We start from the raw sequence: 14511 nt of genomic DNA, 5'->3' as shown, positions 1-14511 counted from the left end.
CCGCGCCCAAGCTTTGAAATATGCTCTTGTCGAGAACGGCCACCATCCAGAGAGCATCATCGAGGTGACACGCGAGATTGAACTCGATATTCGGACCAACTCACGAACTAGATGAAGCGCATAGGCCGCCGAGTATCGTTCATGTCATTGAAATTGTCCGGCCTTGGCCTCGTGATAGCCTGAGGAGCAGCGGCCTCCGGTTACTCATTCACGAACGAATATAGACGGCTTCGAGGCGAGCTCGCTGCGAATCGGGCGGCCCGCTTCCTGCACGTTCTACCAACTCTCGATCGTTTGTGCCCGACACAGTCAGTTCAACACCGTGGGCAAAGTGCGCGCTTGCGAGCTTTGGTCCTCCCATCGTGAGAGGGCGCGAGGAATGAACAAGGCAATCGCTGCTGATCGAAGAGAGGACGCAGGACGGAAGTATTATCTCTTTCTGCCTGCCCACCGGGACATTGCAGCTGCCTAGAGTGGTCGATTCAAAGTAAAGAGCGCCGGACAGGTTCCTGGTGTCGCCCGGCAATAGCCACATCTGACGGTACCTCACCCGCCCGCCCAGGCGTTACGAGATCTCCTCAATGCCGGACGGGCTGCCTGCATATTGTCGATTCGCGCGAAGGTAAGCGCGTCATAGCTGTTCACAAAACCACGACAGCACGACCTTTACCTGTCTAACGATTGAGGGCTGCATAAAACGCCCATGCTCTTACGCTGCTTACGTGGGCCTCAAGGGCCTTGACTCACGAGTCTCCCCGCGTTTAATTACGGAGAAAAACAATCAGAGATAGTACTTCTTTGGGACCTCTCTGCCGGTCCTGCAAGTCGTCAGCAAATGTCGCGCGGGCTACATCTTGCGAATCTTTTTCTGCGCTGATGCAGGGCTGACGGCCAATCTAACCTCCTCTGAAGGGCATTCGCACTGCGCCGGCTCATTCATCAAACCTGCAACTCCATTCCTTGATTGAGGGCCCCTCGCAATCAGCATCTTTGCCTTGGGCTGACGGGCGTTTGCGCAAATCGGAAGCGCAATCGAACGGCTGCCGAGCAGCGGAACGGCTGGGCTCCGGTCACCGCCTCGAAACCTGCGTCGCTACAAATTGACAGAGGCACGGTTGCCATGACCGCGCTGGCGCGGACTACCCAGTTTCGATGACACATATCGAAGAATTCGATTGAAACCTCCAATTAGTGCGACGCTTTTTTAGGCGGGTTATAGCCAGTGGTTTGATCGCCATCAAAATGGCTGCCTGCGCGCATGAGAGCTCGCGCGCTTGTGGCTTACAATCTGCGGCGGATTCGCGTCCAGCGCGGTATTTCGCAGGAGCAACTGGCCTACGATGCAGGTGTTGATCGCTCCTATATGGGCGGTCTTGAGCGTCAACAGGCGAACCCGACAATCGATCTTCTCGATCGCCTGGCCGAGACGCTTGGGGTTGCTGTTTCCGAGCTGTTTGTTCGGCCATCCAAGGGTGCACCCCCACCGGCTACCTTACGTAAAGGTCGCAAGCCGAAGGCGGCTCGCCGCAAAAGGACTTAGTCACGCTAACAGCACCGATCTGTGATGCAGATCTTGCTCGACACAGGACCAATACCAGTAACGCTCCCAAGAGGATTTTATGCGTAGGCGGCCCTTCACACGCGGCAATCCCGCTTGGGTTATCGACTAATGTGATGGATGGTTCATTCTGGCGCTGGAGCAGACAGTGACAGCTCAAGACGATGAGGCTCCTTTAAATGCCATCCGCGCTTTTGTGACCGTCGCGCGCGAAGGCAGTGTCACACGCGCGGCCACGACTTTGGGCACAACGCAGAGTTCTGTCAGCCGCTATCTGTCCGTACTGCGAGACTATCTAGGTGCTGATCTCATCGAGCGGCGGGGGCGGCGCAGTGATTTGACGGAGTTTGGGAGGCTATTCGCAAACGCAGTCTCTGAACCGCTCGAGACAGTCGGATTCACTGCCAAGAGAATGCGGCGGCGGGCGGCCGCTGAAACCAATCGGATTGTCGTCCGCACATCATTATCGACTTTTGCTTCTTCGCTTCTGATTCCAAATCTGCAGGAGTTCTCTGCTGAAGCGGGAGGGGTTATCGTTGACATCGTCAGCTCGCTATCGCCGCCAACATCTTCCGATAACTTTGATATTTTGATTACGCGCGATCTTTCCGTCATCGAATCCGCCGACAGTTGGGAGATCTACAAGGAGGAGCTGGTATGCGTCGGCCCGCCAAATCTGGTCGCGGGAAGAGACCTTTCAATCGTTCGATCAACGCCGATTCTGAACATCACATCACGTCCCGATATCCTGCCGACATGGCTGAGGGCCATGAGTCTGTCCCCAAACGACGTACGAGCGGGCGCGCGGTACGATCATAATTATCTCGCTCTGCCGGCAGTCATGACAGGGAAATGCCTTCTTGTAGCACCGGAAATCATTGTCACTGATCTGGTGCGAGGGGGCGCTTTGCAAATCATCCCCGGCTCACGCACTCCAAGTGGCATGCATTATCGCGCTTATGCCGTGGATCGCAGCCAGCATCCTGAGATCGCTCGTTCTTTTTGCCGATGGGTGGCTCGTCTTTGCAAGAAGGTACCTCTTCGGCAGACTACCTGACGCCTGCCAAGCCCCTCTCAATCTGATACAGCGGAGATCAACGTATTGCTTGCTACTTGACGTTGAGAGCAGTGTACGCATACGACGAGGACCGCCTGATTGACGTACGCGCGCGGGCTCAGTGAGCTCTATGATCGGTTGGGTGAAGGTCAGGCGGCCTGCTGACCGGCAGGCTTATCGGCTTGGCGCAGGAGCTTCCATTCCCAGGGCAGCAGTTCGTGCAGCCGCGACGTGGGAAGATCGGCGATCCGGGCAAAGACGTCGGCGAGCCAGGCCTTGGGATCGACGTCGTTGAGGCGACAGGTCGTGATCATCGTCAGCATGATAGCGGCACGGTCGGCGCCACGCTGGCTACCAGCGAAGGTCCAGTTGCGCCTTCCCAAGGCAATGCCTCTCAATGCACGTTCAGCGCAATTGTTGGTCAAGCAGATCCTGCCATCGTCGAGGAAACGGGCGAAGTCGTCCCAGCGCCTGAGCATGTAGTTCATGGGCTTCAGGACCTCGGCGGAGCGCGAGAGGGTTTCTCGCTCGCGCAGCAGCCAGGCGTGCATGTCGTCGAGCAGCGGCTTGCTCCGCTCCTGGCGCACGGCGCGCCGCTCGTTGGCACTACGGCCGTTGATGGCGCGCTCGATCTCGAACAGGGCGTCAAGACGCCTGACCGCCTCTAGCGCGATCGGGGAGACCGGTTTGCCCTTGCGGCCTTCCCGTGCGGTTTTCTCGATGTCGGCCAGCTCGAAGAAGCCTCGCCGCGCATGGGCCAGGCAAAATGCCGGCGTGATCGGCATCGCTTTCCTTTTTGGGTCGAACAACGGCTCGAAGCCGCCATAGCAATCCGCCTGCAGGATGCCGGCGAAGGCGGCCAGATGCTTCTGGGGATGTTCGCCCCGTCGGTCGCCTGAGGCATAATAGACCGCCGCCGGCGGCGCAGGCCCGGCGAACGGCCGGTCATCCCGCACATAGGTCCAGATCCGGCCGGTCGTGCACTTGCCCTTCGCCAGGATGCGGATGGTGGTGTCGTCGCCATGAAGGCGCTCGGCCGCGCGCACATGACGCTCAATCAGCTGGAACAGCGGCATGACAGCGAAGGTTCCGTGGCCCACCTGGTCGGCCAGTGTCGACAACGGCAGGTCCATCCGCTCGGCCTTGAAGCGCACACTCTGACGATTGAGCGGGATATGCATGCCGAACTTGTCGAACAGGATCGTCGCCAGCAATTGCGGACCGATGAAGCCGCGCGGCGTGGCATGGAACGGTGCCGGCGGCTGGCTGATCTTCTCGCAATCGCGGCAGGTGAACTTCTCGCGCACCGTCTCGATCACCTTGAAGCGACGCGGGATCTCCTCCAGCGTCTTGGTGACATCCTCTCCGACCTTCGCCAGCCGAGATCCACCGCAGCAGGCGCAGCTCGTTGGAGCCTCAATGACGACGCGCTCGTGTTCGATGTCGTCCGGCCATGGCTGGCGAACCGGCCGCTTGCGCATGAAGGGGCGGACGTTCTGCGTCTTCGCCGCTGCGGCCTGCGCGGCAAGCTCATCCTCGCTCGCCGTGGTGACGAGTTCTTCGAGCTCCAATTCCAGCTGCTCGATCAGCCGCGCCGTGCGCTCGGATCGCTGCCCGTGCAGTTCGCGTTTGAGCTTCTCGATCCGCAGTTCGAGATGCGCGATCAGCGCCGCGTTATCCGACAGCTCCGCCTGCGCGCTGGCAGCCATCGCCTCGGCTCGCAGCCGCGCCTCACGCTCGGCTTGCAGCGCTGCCAAGGCACTGACGAGATCCGACGGGAGGTCGTCCGGCTTCGATATCATGAAGCCATTGAATCAGATCGAGCAGCAGATTCAAACCCAAAACGGTTATCCGACCCGCGTCGGACGCTGGGTTTCTTGCGGATTGCGCCAATCGATCCCGGACAGCAGATAGCTTAACTGCGCCGGCGAGATCGTTACCGATTCACCTGCAACCGATGGCCAGATGAACTTTCCTCTCTCGAGTTTTTTTGTGAACAAGCAGGCTCCCTGGCCATCGTGCCAGATCGCCTTCACGAGATCGCTGCGGCGACCGCGGAAGACGAACAGATGACCGCTGAGCGGGTCTTTGTGTAGCACCTCCTGCACTTGGAGGGCCAGCGACGGAAAGCCTCTGCGCATATCCGTGTAGCCAGTCGCGAGCCACACTCGCACATTCCCCGGTATAGCAATCATCGGCGTCCAAGCACATCGAGAACCCGCGACAGCGCCTCCGGATCGACGTGCGCATCCACCCGGATGCACCGTCGGTTGCCGAGATCGATCTCTATCAATCCAGTACGCGCGGCTGCCACCGAGCGAACTCGGCCGTCAACGGTATGCAAAAGCTTCGGAGCTTCCTCAGCGGAGGCCGCTACGGCGGCGATCTGCACCGGCGTAAAAGACGGTACAACTTGTTCCGATGTCCGTGCTTGTCGACGCCAGGTAAACACCAGGCTGGCCGCTACTCCGTTGCGACGCGCAACCTCGGTTACCTTCGCGCCCGGTGCCAGCGTCTCCTCGACAATCCGTGCCTTGTCGTCCTGCGACCAGCGCCGCCGCCGCTCCAGCCCGCCCAAAACCTCGACCCGCATCGCCTGATGACCTTAAAGCTAGACCTAAGGTCACACGCTTCGCGAATTACCACCCGTCATGCAAGACGGCCCTCGTCGGAGGCGTACAGAGCAGTCAACTTGAGGAACCATCCAGGCAGATTCGTCAAACCCTTGCGAAGCGAGCGTCTGTCTGTTGCAGCAATCCCGACGCCAAAACAGCTAAGAGATCGCTACGCAAAGATCGCATTATACCGCGATCATGCCATAATCAGCAGAGGATTTGTCGTTAGAACGCAGGTATGCCATTGATCTTCTAAGAGCTCATGAACTGTCATTCCTTCGCCTGCCCTTGCGGAATAATGCGCGGCAGCGAAAGCTCATTAGACGCCGGCCCAGCTTAACAAGCCGAATGGTTCGGCTGCGCAGGTCGTCTGTTTTCCACCCTGGGCCCGCAATACGATCGCTTCCAAACAAGCCCTGCCCGATTTGACGATAGCTATTTCCTTGCTGCCATCCATCCAGTGCACGCAGCGCGAGGATCAGTTGACGCTGCTTTAAAGCCGGCAAAGCTAGATGGTGCGTTCCGAGCGGCCGATGCTCAAGCGAGCGCCACAATCGGCTTGCGGCGTTCAACCGAAGCTCGAAATGCGCGTCGAGAGGCAGATCGAGCACGACAGCAGACCCGCTCGGCGGAAGCTTGCTAAGCCAAAGGCGATGTTTCGCGCCCCCGAGCGGCAAGATTGCATGCCATCCATCCGGCGCGCGACGAAGCTCGCCACCCGGCAGGTTGGCCAAATCGAGCTGGTGGCTTTCCGGCGACAGGCACCGGGCTAACCGCACATGAAGCACAGTCGGCAAAACTTCGGGCGCCCAGAAGACTGCTTGCTTGTCGAAGGTCTTTTGTGGATCAGCTGGAAAACGAGAGCCCCCACTTGCTTCGGAACTCGCCCGCCGCTGCGCTTGAACGTCCGCGGCGAGATAGCCGCCTATAATCCTCTTGGTAGTCGCGATCCCGGCGCAGCCACTCCCAGGCCAGGTCGGCAGCTTCTGCCCTTTTGAGGCCGATGTACGCTTCCTCAGATCTCCAGTCAGTATCCGGCATGCACCATTCCCGCACAATCTTCACCCACGGCGAAATGCAGCCGATGATTGTGGCCCTTTCCGGCTTCGTGCGTACCGCGTGCGCGCCTTTGCACGCACTTACTTGATGAATTTATCCACTTTTGCGATAGCTCTGGAATTCCGCGGATCCTGACATCCGCGGTATTCATTGCTTGGGCCAGCCGCCACGCAGCAGATCGCGATAGCCAAAGTCAGCTCAGATCACGGCATTCCTGGGTCTCGCCGAGACCTATGTCATGCGCCTGACAGTGCAAACAGACTGCGCAGCTATTACATCGGTCTATTGAACGCTTCTATCGCGTCTAGCAAGTCTTGATGGCTGTCGAGAAAGCCTGCAAATACATCTACGATCAATTCAGCGTCGGCGCGAGTCATCGGCGTCGAGAGCGACGCAGCTGCACCATGCGGCAGGATAATGCCATTGTCCGCAAAGAAGCGCGTGAGCTGCTTCATTAGGGTTGCTCCTGCAGGGGTGGGATAGATCTCGCGATAGTCATTCGGAGTTTTTGCGCACGGATGAAGTCGAAAGAGGGAGGCCGCCCCGGTCACGCAGAGGGGCGCATTCCGGATTGAGATGGCCCGCCCAATCCCGTCACGGACAATATCCCCCAGTGTCTCGAGATGTGCAAAGGCCACGTGATCTAAATGCCTCATTGCGGCGAGCCCCGCTGTCATAGATAGAGGATTGGCAGAAAACGTGCCGCCTTGCGGAAGCAGCGGCCGCCCCGCTGACCCGTCAAAGACTTTCATCACGTCCTCGCGGCCGCCGATTGCTCCAATTGGCAACCCGCCCCCGATGATTTTGCCCATCGTGACGAGGTCCGGAACTAGACCGTAACGGGCGGAAGCACCATGAAAACTCTGCCTAAGATTTAGGACCTCATCGGAAATCACCAGAATGCCGTTGGCACGGCTTGCTTCGTGCACTGCAGCAATGAATTCCGGCTTCGGCGCCACGAGACCGCCGCGGCTCGGCATCGGATCCACAATGATTGCGGCGAGATGGTCAGCATGCAGCGACATCAACCGGCGCACGCTTTCAACATCATTGAAGCGTAGCACAACAACTTCGTCGAGCACACTCGTGGGCATCCCACGATAGAACGCAGTAGACTGGGGTGCAATTGGATCACCCCAATTGGCCGGAGTCGCCGCTTGACTGACCTCGACCCAGTCGTATGCCCCATGATAAGCGCCCTCGAGCTTGGCAATTTTGGAACGACCCGTGAAGGCCCGCGCAGCCTTAATCGCAAACAGCACGGCCTCGGTCCCCGTATTGACGAACCGAACACGGTCAATCGCCGGAACGCGGCGGCAAAGTAGTTCGGCCAGCTCGATTTCGCTCTCCGTTGGATTTGCGAAGCAACTGCCGCGCTGGAGTTGACTGGTTAGCGCTTCCACCACAGGCTCGAAGGCATGGCCATGAATCAATGTGGTGAAGTTGCAATTGAGGTCGACAAACCGGCGGCCGTCGACATCGAAAAGATAACTGCCGATCCCGCGCTCAACGTAAAGTGGAGTCGGATCTCGATCAATGGTTACTCGTGACGTTCCATCAGGGAACACCAGCCATGCCCGGTCAAAGTTGTCCTTGGACTTCTGCCCAACGCCCATTTCGGCCGCCATATTGAAACCTGCAAGCTCCTGGTGCGCGGCACCATTTTCGATTTCTTCGGGATTTGTGCTGGGCGGGTCCAGCTATACCTTTCACCCAGCAACCACTTGCTGGCCCCGCGAATCGCGCCTGCTATGGGGACACGGCGTTGCTCTGGAATTAAATCGACGGCAAATACTTGGACCTGCAAGTCTGACCAAAAGCAAATTGGCTGCATCTCGAGCCGATCCGTGACTTTCGCTCGCGCTTTCATCTGAGCATCTTAGTAGGCCTGTTTGTAATGAGGCCGCTGGCCGGAGCGCTCGCGCATTCCCCAATGGCCGGTTTGGCTCCTTGGTGATAGCAGTGTCGACCTGCCGCGTCTCCGTACAGGCAATGCCAAGCCTCTCAGATGCCGCATCATGGCCGGTAGGCCGAATTTCAAATTACGTACACACTAAAAATGGATTGAGCCACTACCTACTCTGGTGAGAGTAGTGGTGCCTTTTGCTAATCGAGAACTCGCCGCGTATTAGGCTCCACATCGCAATATGCAGAGAGAATGCAGCTATTCGTCTTCGTCAGCAGCAGTAGGCAACTTACTAAGAGTTTCGGGCTTGAAATAGACGCTTCTGTGCGTCGGTGGACGGCGACCAAGCAGGTAATGTTCCCCGCCTTACCAGTGTTCATATTCGCTCGAATCAGAAACGGTCTAGATCGACGGGAACCTCGTCGTCATCACCCGTAGCGCACGCGGTTTCGGAGCCGCACTGCACGCGGCTCAGTGTATGATTCGGGCTCTGAAGTGCGGCGGTTCGGTAGCATCAAGCGCCCAGCGCGTCGTTCCGCACCGCTGAAATCGCGTCATCGTCCCGATAGAGTTGATTTTTTAGTTCGACGCCGCGCTCCTCGCGTTTGCGAGCTCTGCTTCCGATACCATCTTCGTACCGACGATCCGCTCCCTAGCCAAGTGCGCGATCTCGGCGTCGGAAAGACCCAGAAGCCCTGACAGGATCTCATTGTTGTGTTGTCCAAGGGTCGGTGCCGGCGCGCGAATTGCATATGGTGCTTCACCGTCCCGAATCGGCATTGACGGCTGCGGATGCAAGCCAATGAAAGCGCGTTCGACCTCCTGCAGATACCCGCGCGACCTGAGATGCGGATCGTTGAGCAGGTCGATCGGCAGGCGGGCGACGCCGGCAGCAACTTTTGCAGCCTGCAACTCGGACATAGCCTGATCGGGATCGCGGGTGAGCGTCCAGGATTCGATGCTGCTCTCAATGACATCCTCAATGCCGCGGCGCTGTTCGGCAGAGCTGAGCGAACTGTTCATGGCCCAGTCGGACCGCCCAATAAGGGCGGCAAGTCTCTGCCACATGCTCGCGTCCGTCGCGGCTACCACAATCCAGTTGTCCTCGCCCGAACATCGGAAGCAGCCATGCGGAACGAATTGCGGATGTCGATTTCCGTATCTTACCGGCGGTGTGCCCGCTATCGAATGAACTGTAATCCATGGCGCCGCAAAGGGCATCATGCATTCGACCTGGGCAAGATCAATGAACTGGCCCTGCCCGACACTACGGGCGTGAATAAGGGCAACCAGAACCGCAGCACAGCCGTTCAACCCGCCGACAGCATCCCCGAAGGCGATATGGCTCATCACCGGCGGTCCGCCGGCCTTTCCGATCACGCTCGGCAGTCCCGATCCCTGCTCGAGAGTAGAGCCGTAGGCGCGGCAATTGCGACGCACGCCTTTCGTGCCAAAGGCTGACATCGACATCATCACGAGGCGGGGGTTGAGCTTTCTGAGCACGTCATAGCCAAGCCCGAGCTTCGGCAGCACGTCGGCCGAATAATTATCGACGACAATGTCGGCTCTCGCCGCGAGCCGTTTTGCAAGCGTGCGGCCCTGTCGCCGCGTCAGGTCTAGTGTAATGCCACGCTTGTTGCGATTCGCCATGCAGAATCGCGCCGTTTTCTCGTACATACGATCCTCGATGTAAGCAGGCCGTCGATCAACGCCGCGCCACCAGTCTGGATACTGGATAGCTTCTATCTTGATGACGTCCGCACCGAGATCAGCCAGCGTGCGCGTACACAACGGACCTGCCCACCCCATCGAGAAATCGATGACGCGAACTCCCCGCAGTGGGGGTCCGCCAGCATCAATGCAGTCGGAAGCGATCGTCGTAGTGTCCGTGAGATTTTGACGGCTCTTCGAAATCGTCTGCTGCTCGCCAGGAACCGGAACCTTGCCGCCCCGGCGCGGCGGAGTCGATGTCAGCCTCTGCATTGAGCCGACCGTCAAGCCCTCTTCTTGGTCCAGCAGGACGGGTACAATCGCGCCGCGCTCTTTCATCTGCGCGTCCACCATTAGATCGGACACTTCGGGTACGGGCACGATTGGGATCTTACGCTTCAATCCCTCGACAAACCACTCCTGCGCAGTCCGCGTCTTTAGCCTCGGGATGAACTGTCGTTCGATCTGCTCCATGTACTGAAGACGATCGGCACCGAGGACCATAGCCGGATCGTCCCGCAGTTTGGACAGGCTGAGCATATCGCAGAATGCGCGCCATTGGGCCGGGGTTATTGTTGTAATGCCGAGCCATCCCTTCTTGGTTTCGTAAATGCCGACTGGAAAGTTCGGCCAGAAGCGATTGATGCCAATGCGGCGCATGACGGGGCCGCGCTGGTACGCCTCGAACATCTGATACTCGCTGAGAGCAAGGCTCGCTTCAAAGATACTGAGCGACCACGACCAGTTTCTCCCTACGCCCCGCATTCCCGCAACTGCTGACGAAGCCGCGGCAATGAAGCCCCACAGACCGGCTAAGATACCACACTGGAAGTCTGGTGCGTGCAATGGCGGGCCCTCCGCCGGTCCCGCCAGTTTGATGAGGCCGGCGAGCGCGCGGATTGTCGAATCCGTTGCGGCGAATCTCGCATAGGGCCCCTCACGACCAAACCAGCTTGCTTCGACGTAGATCAACCCGGGTCGTCGCTGCCGGATCGCCGCGATATCGATGGCCGGGCAGTCTGCGGAATCAATATCGCGGCCATCGACCAAAATGTCGCAATCTTCGATCAATGCCGTTAGCTGCGCGATCGCATTCGGGTCCGTCGCATCCACGACAACGCTTGACTTGTTCAAGTTCAGGAATGCAAACCACCCGCTCTGACCACCGGGCGTGAGTGGCGCGCTGCGGCGAATCGGGTCTCCCGCTGGGCACTCGACCTTCTGAACATTGGCGCCGAAATCCGAAAACAAGCGCGCGCAATAGCTGGCCGCGGCCGAACTGCCAATCTCGAGTACCCGCAAATGCGATAATACCTCCGTAGAGCGCTCCACCTTCCGTATCATCTAATGCTCCCCTGAACGCGCCACCTTATCCATAGGCAAACGCCGGCACTTTCTAACAGGCGCCGACACACGGTGTTTGCGATTGGCAGAAGTGGGGCGGCGCTATTTATCGAACGCATGCAAGTCTTGATCCAAGGCCAGACCCTCACAACGAGCCCGCGACACGCGCCGTGCCGTTGGCAGCAAACCCCGCAGCTTAGACTACGCCGACAACTGCACGTTCAGGAATCCGCGAGGCCGGATCGGGTCAGCATCGGGTCGTCGGCAAACAGAGCGATCTCGCTTGGCTTAGGCAGCGAATTCGCCGCCCGTGATATCGATGGTTGCACCTGTGATAAAGCCGGCCATCGGTGAGGCCAGAAAGGCTGCAACGTGCGCCACCTCTTCAGCAGTTCCAAACCGACCAACCGGGATCCTGCTGAGAGCGGATCGGTTGACCAAGGCCTCGGCGGGCCCAGTCAGATCGCTGAGTACCCGCCCAGGGGCAATACAATTGACTGTAATGCCATGTGGAGCGAGATCCCGCGCAGCAGCGCGGGTCAATCCGACCAATCCCGCTTTGGACGCGGCATAGTGCGGCCCGGCGATCATCGGTATAGCACGGCCCGCGAGCGATCCGATGTTGATAATGCGTCCATTGCCTTTCGCAATCATTGCTGGCGCCAAAAGCCGCATAAGCAAAAATGGGCCGTTGAGATTGACATCGATTACTCGCGCCCATTCATCGAGTGACGTCTGAGAAAGCCAAGGAGCATTCTGCTCCACACGCTTGGGGGAGATGCCAGCATTGTTCACGAGAATCCCTATCTCGTCCCAACGTGCCCGAACGCGGTCGACAAATCCCTCCACCTCCTTGTGTCGTGTTACGTCAATCCTCTCCGCATAGAGCCGATCTTCCGGACAGCGTAGATGAGCAAGCGCCCGCTCTACATGTTCTGCTCTTGTCGCCACGAAAGCGACCTGATAGCCATCATTGAGAAATCGGCGGACGATCTCCAATCCAATCCCGCGTGCCCCTCCGGTCACGAGAGCAACGCGGCTGTTGCTTTGGCCATTGACCTTTGCTGGTTTCAGCATGATCGTAAAGCGGTCGCAAACGACTTAGGGATCGAGTCTATAGCGCATGGACGGGACCGCGACTCAGGACGAGATATCGCCCTTGCTTCAAACTGCAAAGGGGGACTTGGCTTCCAAGTCCACTTGGGCCACAGCGCTTTGCGTGCATAACTTTGAATCCGCGGTAGGCTCACATGCGAGAAGAGAACGTCACAAATTCCACCACAAGGCGTAGCTTGAGCATTCCGGACATAGCAGCGGTGGCGGCTTTCTCGATCTTTCATTGGCGTGCATCGAGTCGGCTGAAACCGCGACAAAAGCGCATCGCTAACTCGCGGCGATCTCGCGCCAGCATCCTCGATGCTGGCTGTCTTCTTGGGCGACACTGACCTAAGACGACGTATCTCGGTCGAGCATAGGCGCGCTCGGAATGTTTATTGGTCGTCGCGAACGGGCCCGCCGAAGATGTTGGTTTCAGTGATCCGGAAATACTCTCGAAGTTCAACAATGAACTGAGTTGTTGACCATCCTGTCTGTCTGCATCCATTAGGCAAGTCCCATGCGCGACAGGACGGCTCAATGTCCTCGTTCGCTGAATCATTGTATCACCTCAGAGGATATGGCTTTCCGGTTACTTCGGCTACTTTCGCCAAGACGCAGTCGCACAGCCGCTCTATATCGCGGGGCTCATGATCAGCCGTAATGCACACCCGAATCCCCGCCCTTCCTTGCGGAACGGTCGGAAAGAACGTAACCGAGGTATAGAAGCCGGCACTCAGAACCTCTTTTGCGATTGCGATCGCCATGGCTTCCGATCCGAGAGCGATCATTCTGATTGGAAATGGATTTCCTTGCTCGGCGGTTGCGACACGACCGTCAAAGGCCTTGATCCGTTGCGCCAATCGCATCTGCCGTTCGCCGAGCTCTTGGGACTGATGAATCTTGCATGAGCCAAGCGCCGCGCCAACCGCCGCTAAATTGGGCGGCACCGAAAACGCATATGGAATAGAGTACCGTCGAAACAGCGCCTCGTGGTCGGCCGTTCCGAGCATCACCATGCCCCCCGATGCGCCGAAGCCCTTGGCCAAAGAGGCTATTATGACGGTACGGTTACCTAACAGTTGCGGAAACTGAGAACGAGCAAATCCTTCGCCTCGGCTTCCGAAGATCGATATGCCATGAGCATCGTCGATATAGAGAAACAGCCCATATCGTTCCTGGAGGTAGCGCAATTCATTTATAGGCGAGTTTCCTCCCATGGAGTATACACCATCACATACGTAGGCGACCATAGGATGTTTGCGGCACAAGCTTTCGAGTGCATCGATGTCGTTATGCGCAATCGTTTCCACCCGCGTTTCGTCAGCGACTACCGGCTTGTGATAGGCAAGAGATATGTGCGCGATGCGGTCGAAAACAACGACCGGCTTCCTTCCGCCGGTCAACTGGCCCGAAGCAAGGAGCGGCATCATGCCTAGATTGGCAAGCATGACAGTGGAACACGCGATCACGCGTGAGCAGAACATCTCCGACAGGGTTGTTTCAAGCTCTGCCAGAAGATCAAAATTGAGCCGCGTCCGTGCGCACGACCAGTGCAACGATTGGTGCGCCTCGATCGCCTCGATCGCGCCAGCGACGATCAACGGATGATTGTCTAAGCCTAGGTATGAACATCGCACGAAATCAATTAGCTCGGGTCGACTGTCAAGTGGCCCGGAGCCCAACACAAAGGCGCGTCCGCTCGTAGAGCGCCCTTGGACAGCCATGAGACCAGCCTCGTGGGCTGCATCGAAATACGGTCGGCTCTTATTGACCATGTAGGCGGTATTCCGATAATGTCCGTTCGGAGAACCGCCACTTGAGAGCGGAGTCCGCTCTTGCACTTCAATCTCCATTTCATCTCCCAAGGATGGCAGCCGGCCCGTTCAATTGGCGCGGCTCCGCCTGAAGTCTCGACTACATCCAGCCGCGGGCAGCTTGATTGGCCTCAGCAAACTTAACCACTGACGAAGACCCTTGCGCAGCTACCAAATCGGACAGGCTTGAGCCCGAGACAATGGTAAAGAAGCGGCCTTGCGGTGTTGCTTACAGAAGCCACGAGCAAGATGGGCTTCATTCGTGGTTCTGACCTAGGCAGCTTTCCATGCAAACCGATCCGGCATCGAGCATCTCTGCTCGTCTCAGGAGATTAGATCGGCTTCACCAA

11 protein-coding genes are annotated in these 14511 nt (G+C 58.2%); 2 read left to right on the top strand and 9 right to left on the bottom strand.

What is annotated here, in order from left to right:
- Positions 1 to 1258 precede the first annotated feature (1258 nt).
- Positions 1259 to 1540: a helix-turn-helix domain-containing protein gene (locus ABIA40_RS01910; protein WP_404538616.1), complete on the top strand. Its 282-nt coding sequence runs from the start codon at positions 1259 to 1261 to the stop codon at positions 1538 to 1540.
- A gap of 166 nt (positions 1541 to 1706) precedes the next feature.
- Entirely contained in the window at positions 1707 to 2615 is a 909-nt protein-coding gene (locus tag ABIA40_RS01905; RefSeq protein WP_404538613.1) for a LysR family transcriptional regulator, read from the top strand.
- A gap of 149 nt (positions 2616 to 2764) precedes the next feature.
- Here ABIA40_RS01905 and tnpC read toward each other — a convergent pair whose 3' ends face one another.
- The 9 genes from tnpC to ABIA40_RS01860 all read right to left on the bottom strand — a co-directional run bounded on the left by tnpC (position 2765) and on the right by ABIA40_RS01860 (position 14200).
- Positions 2765 to 4417, bottom strand: coding sequence for an IS66 family transposase (gene tnpC, locus ABIA40_RS01900; RefSeq protein WP_404538493.1), 1653 nt, complete (start codon positions 4415 to 4417; stop codon positions 2765 to 2767).
- Positions 4418 to 4462: 45 nt separating this feature from the next.
- Entirely contained in the window at positions 4463 to 4810 is a 348-nt protein-coding gene (tnpB, locus tag ABIA40_RS01895; RefSeq protein WP_212400135.1) for an IS66 family insertion sequence element accessory protein TnpB, read from the bottom strand.
- A complete protein-coding gene (tnpA, locus tag ABIA40_RS01890) occupies positions 4807 to 5208 on the bottom strand; it encodes an IS66-like element accessory protein TnpA (RefSeq protein WP_404538496.1) in 402 nt (133 codons plus the stop codon). The genes tnpB and tnpA overlap by 4 nt, the downstream gene beginning before the upstream one ends.
- Positions 5209 to 5490: 282 nt before the next feature.
- Entirely contained in the window at positions 5491 to 5841 is a 351-nt protein-coding gene (locus ABIA40_RS01885) for a DUF2285 domain-containing protein (protein ID WP_404546135.1), read from the bottom strand.
- A gap of 235 nt (positions 5842 to 6076) precedes the next feature.
- Positions 6077 to 6271 carry a transcriptional regulator domain-containing protein gene (locus ABIA40_RS01880; protein WP_404538610.1) on the bottom strand — a complete coding sequence of 65 codons (195 nt, stop codon included), beginning with the start codon at positions 6269 to 6271 and terminating at the stop codon, positions 6077 to 6079.
- A 290-nt stretch (positions 6272 to 6561) separates the two neighbouring features.
- Positions 6562 to 7917, bottom strand: coding sequence for an aspartate aminotransferase family protein (locus ABIA40_RS01875; RefSeq protein ID WP_404538607.1), 1356 nt, complete (start codon positions 7915 to 7917; stop codon positions 6562 to 6564).
- 857 nt (positions 7918 to 8774) lie between these two features.
- Positions 8775 to 11249, bottom strand: coding sequence for a CoA transferase (locus tag ABIA40_RS01870; protein WP_404538604.1), 2475 nt, complete (start codon positions 11247 to 11249; stop codon positions 8775 to 8777).
- Between the two features lie 288 nt (positions 11250 to 11537).
- Complete coding sequence (locus ABIA40_RS01865; RefSeq protein WP_404538601.1) at positions 11538 to 12326, bottom strand: SDR family NAD(P)-dependent oxidoreductase; 789 nt, start codon at positions 12324 to 12326, stop codon at positions 11538 to 11540.
- A 584-nt stretch (positions 12327 to 12910) separates the two neighbouring features.
- Positions 12911 to 14200 (bottom strand): aminotransferase class I/II-fold pyridoxal phosphate-dependent enzyme, encoded by a 1290-nt coding sequence (locus ABIA40_RS01860; RefSeq protein WP_404538598.1) that lies wholly within the window; start codon positions 14198 to 14200, stop codon positions 12911 to 12913.
- Between the last annotated feature and the right edge of the window lie 311 nt (positions 14201 to 14511).

The sequence above is a fragment of the Bradyrhizobium sp. USDA 223 genome (assembly GCF_044909005.1).
GTDB classification, from domain to species: domain Bacteria; phylum Pseudomonadota; class Alphaproteobacteria; order Rhizobiales; family Xanthobacteraceae; genus Bradyrhizobium; species Bradyrhizobium yuanmingense.
The sequence above is the reverse complement of the archived record's forward strand: the minus strand, read 5'-3'. Positions and strand labels throughout refer to the sequence as shown.

Excerpts from the sequence above, each read along its gene's own strand:
- ABIA40_RS01870 (WP_404538604.1), bottom strand. The coding sequence starts at position 11,249 with ATGATACGGAAGGTGGAGCGCTCTACGGAGGTATTATCGCATTTGCGG.
- tnpA (WP_404538496.1), bottom strand. The coding sequence starts at position 5,208 with ATGCGGGTCGAGGTTTTGGGCGGGCTGGAGCGGCGGCGGCGCTGGTCG.
- ABIA40_RS01910 (WP_404538616.1), top strand. The coding sequence starts at position 1,259 with ATGAGAGCTCGCGCGCTTGTGGCTTACAATCTGCGGCGGATTCGCGTC.
- ABIA40_RS01875 (WP_404538607.1), bottom strand. The coding sequence starts at position 7,917 with ATGGCGGCCGAAATGGGCGTTGGGCAGAAGTCCAAGGACAACTTTGAC.
- tnpC (WP_404538493.1), bottom strand. The coding sequence starts at position 4,417 with ATGATATCGAAGCCGGACGACCTCCCGTCGGATCTCGTCAGTGCCTTG.
- tnpB (WP_212400135.1), bottom strand. The coding sequence starts at position 4,810 with ATGATTGCTATACCGGGGAATGTGCGAGTGTGGCTCGCGACTGGCTAC.
- ABIA40_RS01880 (WP_404538610.1), bottom strand. The coding sequence starts at position 6,271 with ATGCCGGATACTGACTGGAGATCTGAGGAAGCGTACATCGGCCTCAAA.
- ABIA40_RS01865 (WP_404538601.1), bottom strand. The coding sequence starts at position 12,326 with ATGCTGAAACCAGCAAAGGTCAATGGCCAAAGCAACAGCCGCGTTGCT.
- ABIA40_RS01860 (WP_404538598.1), bottom strand. The coding sequence starts at position 14,200 with ATGGAGATTGAAGTGCAAGAGCGGACTCCGCTCTCAAGTGGCGGTTCT.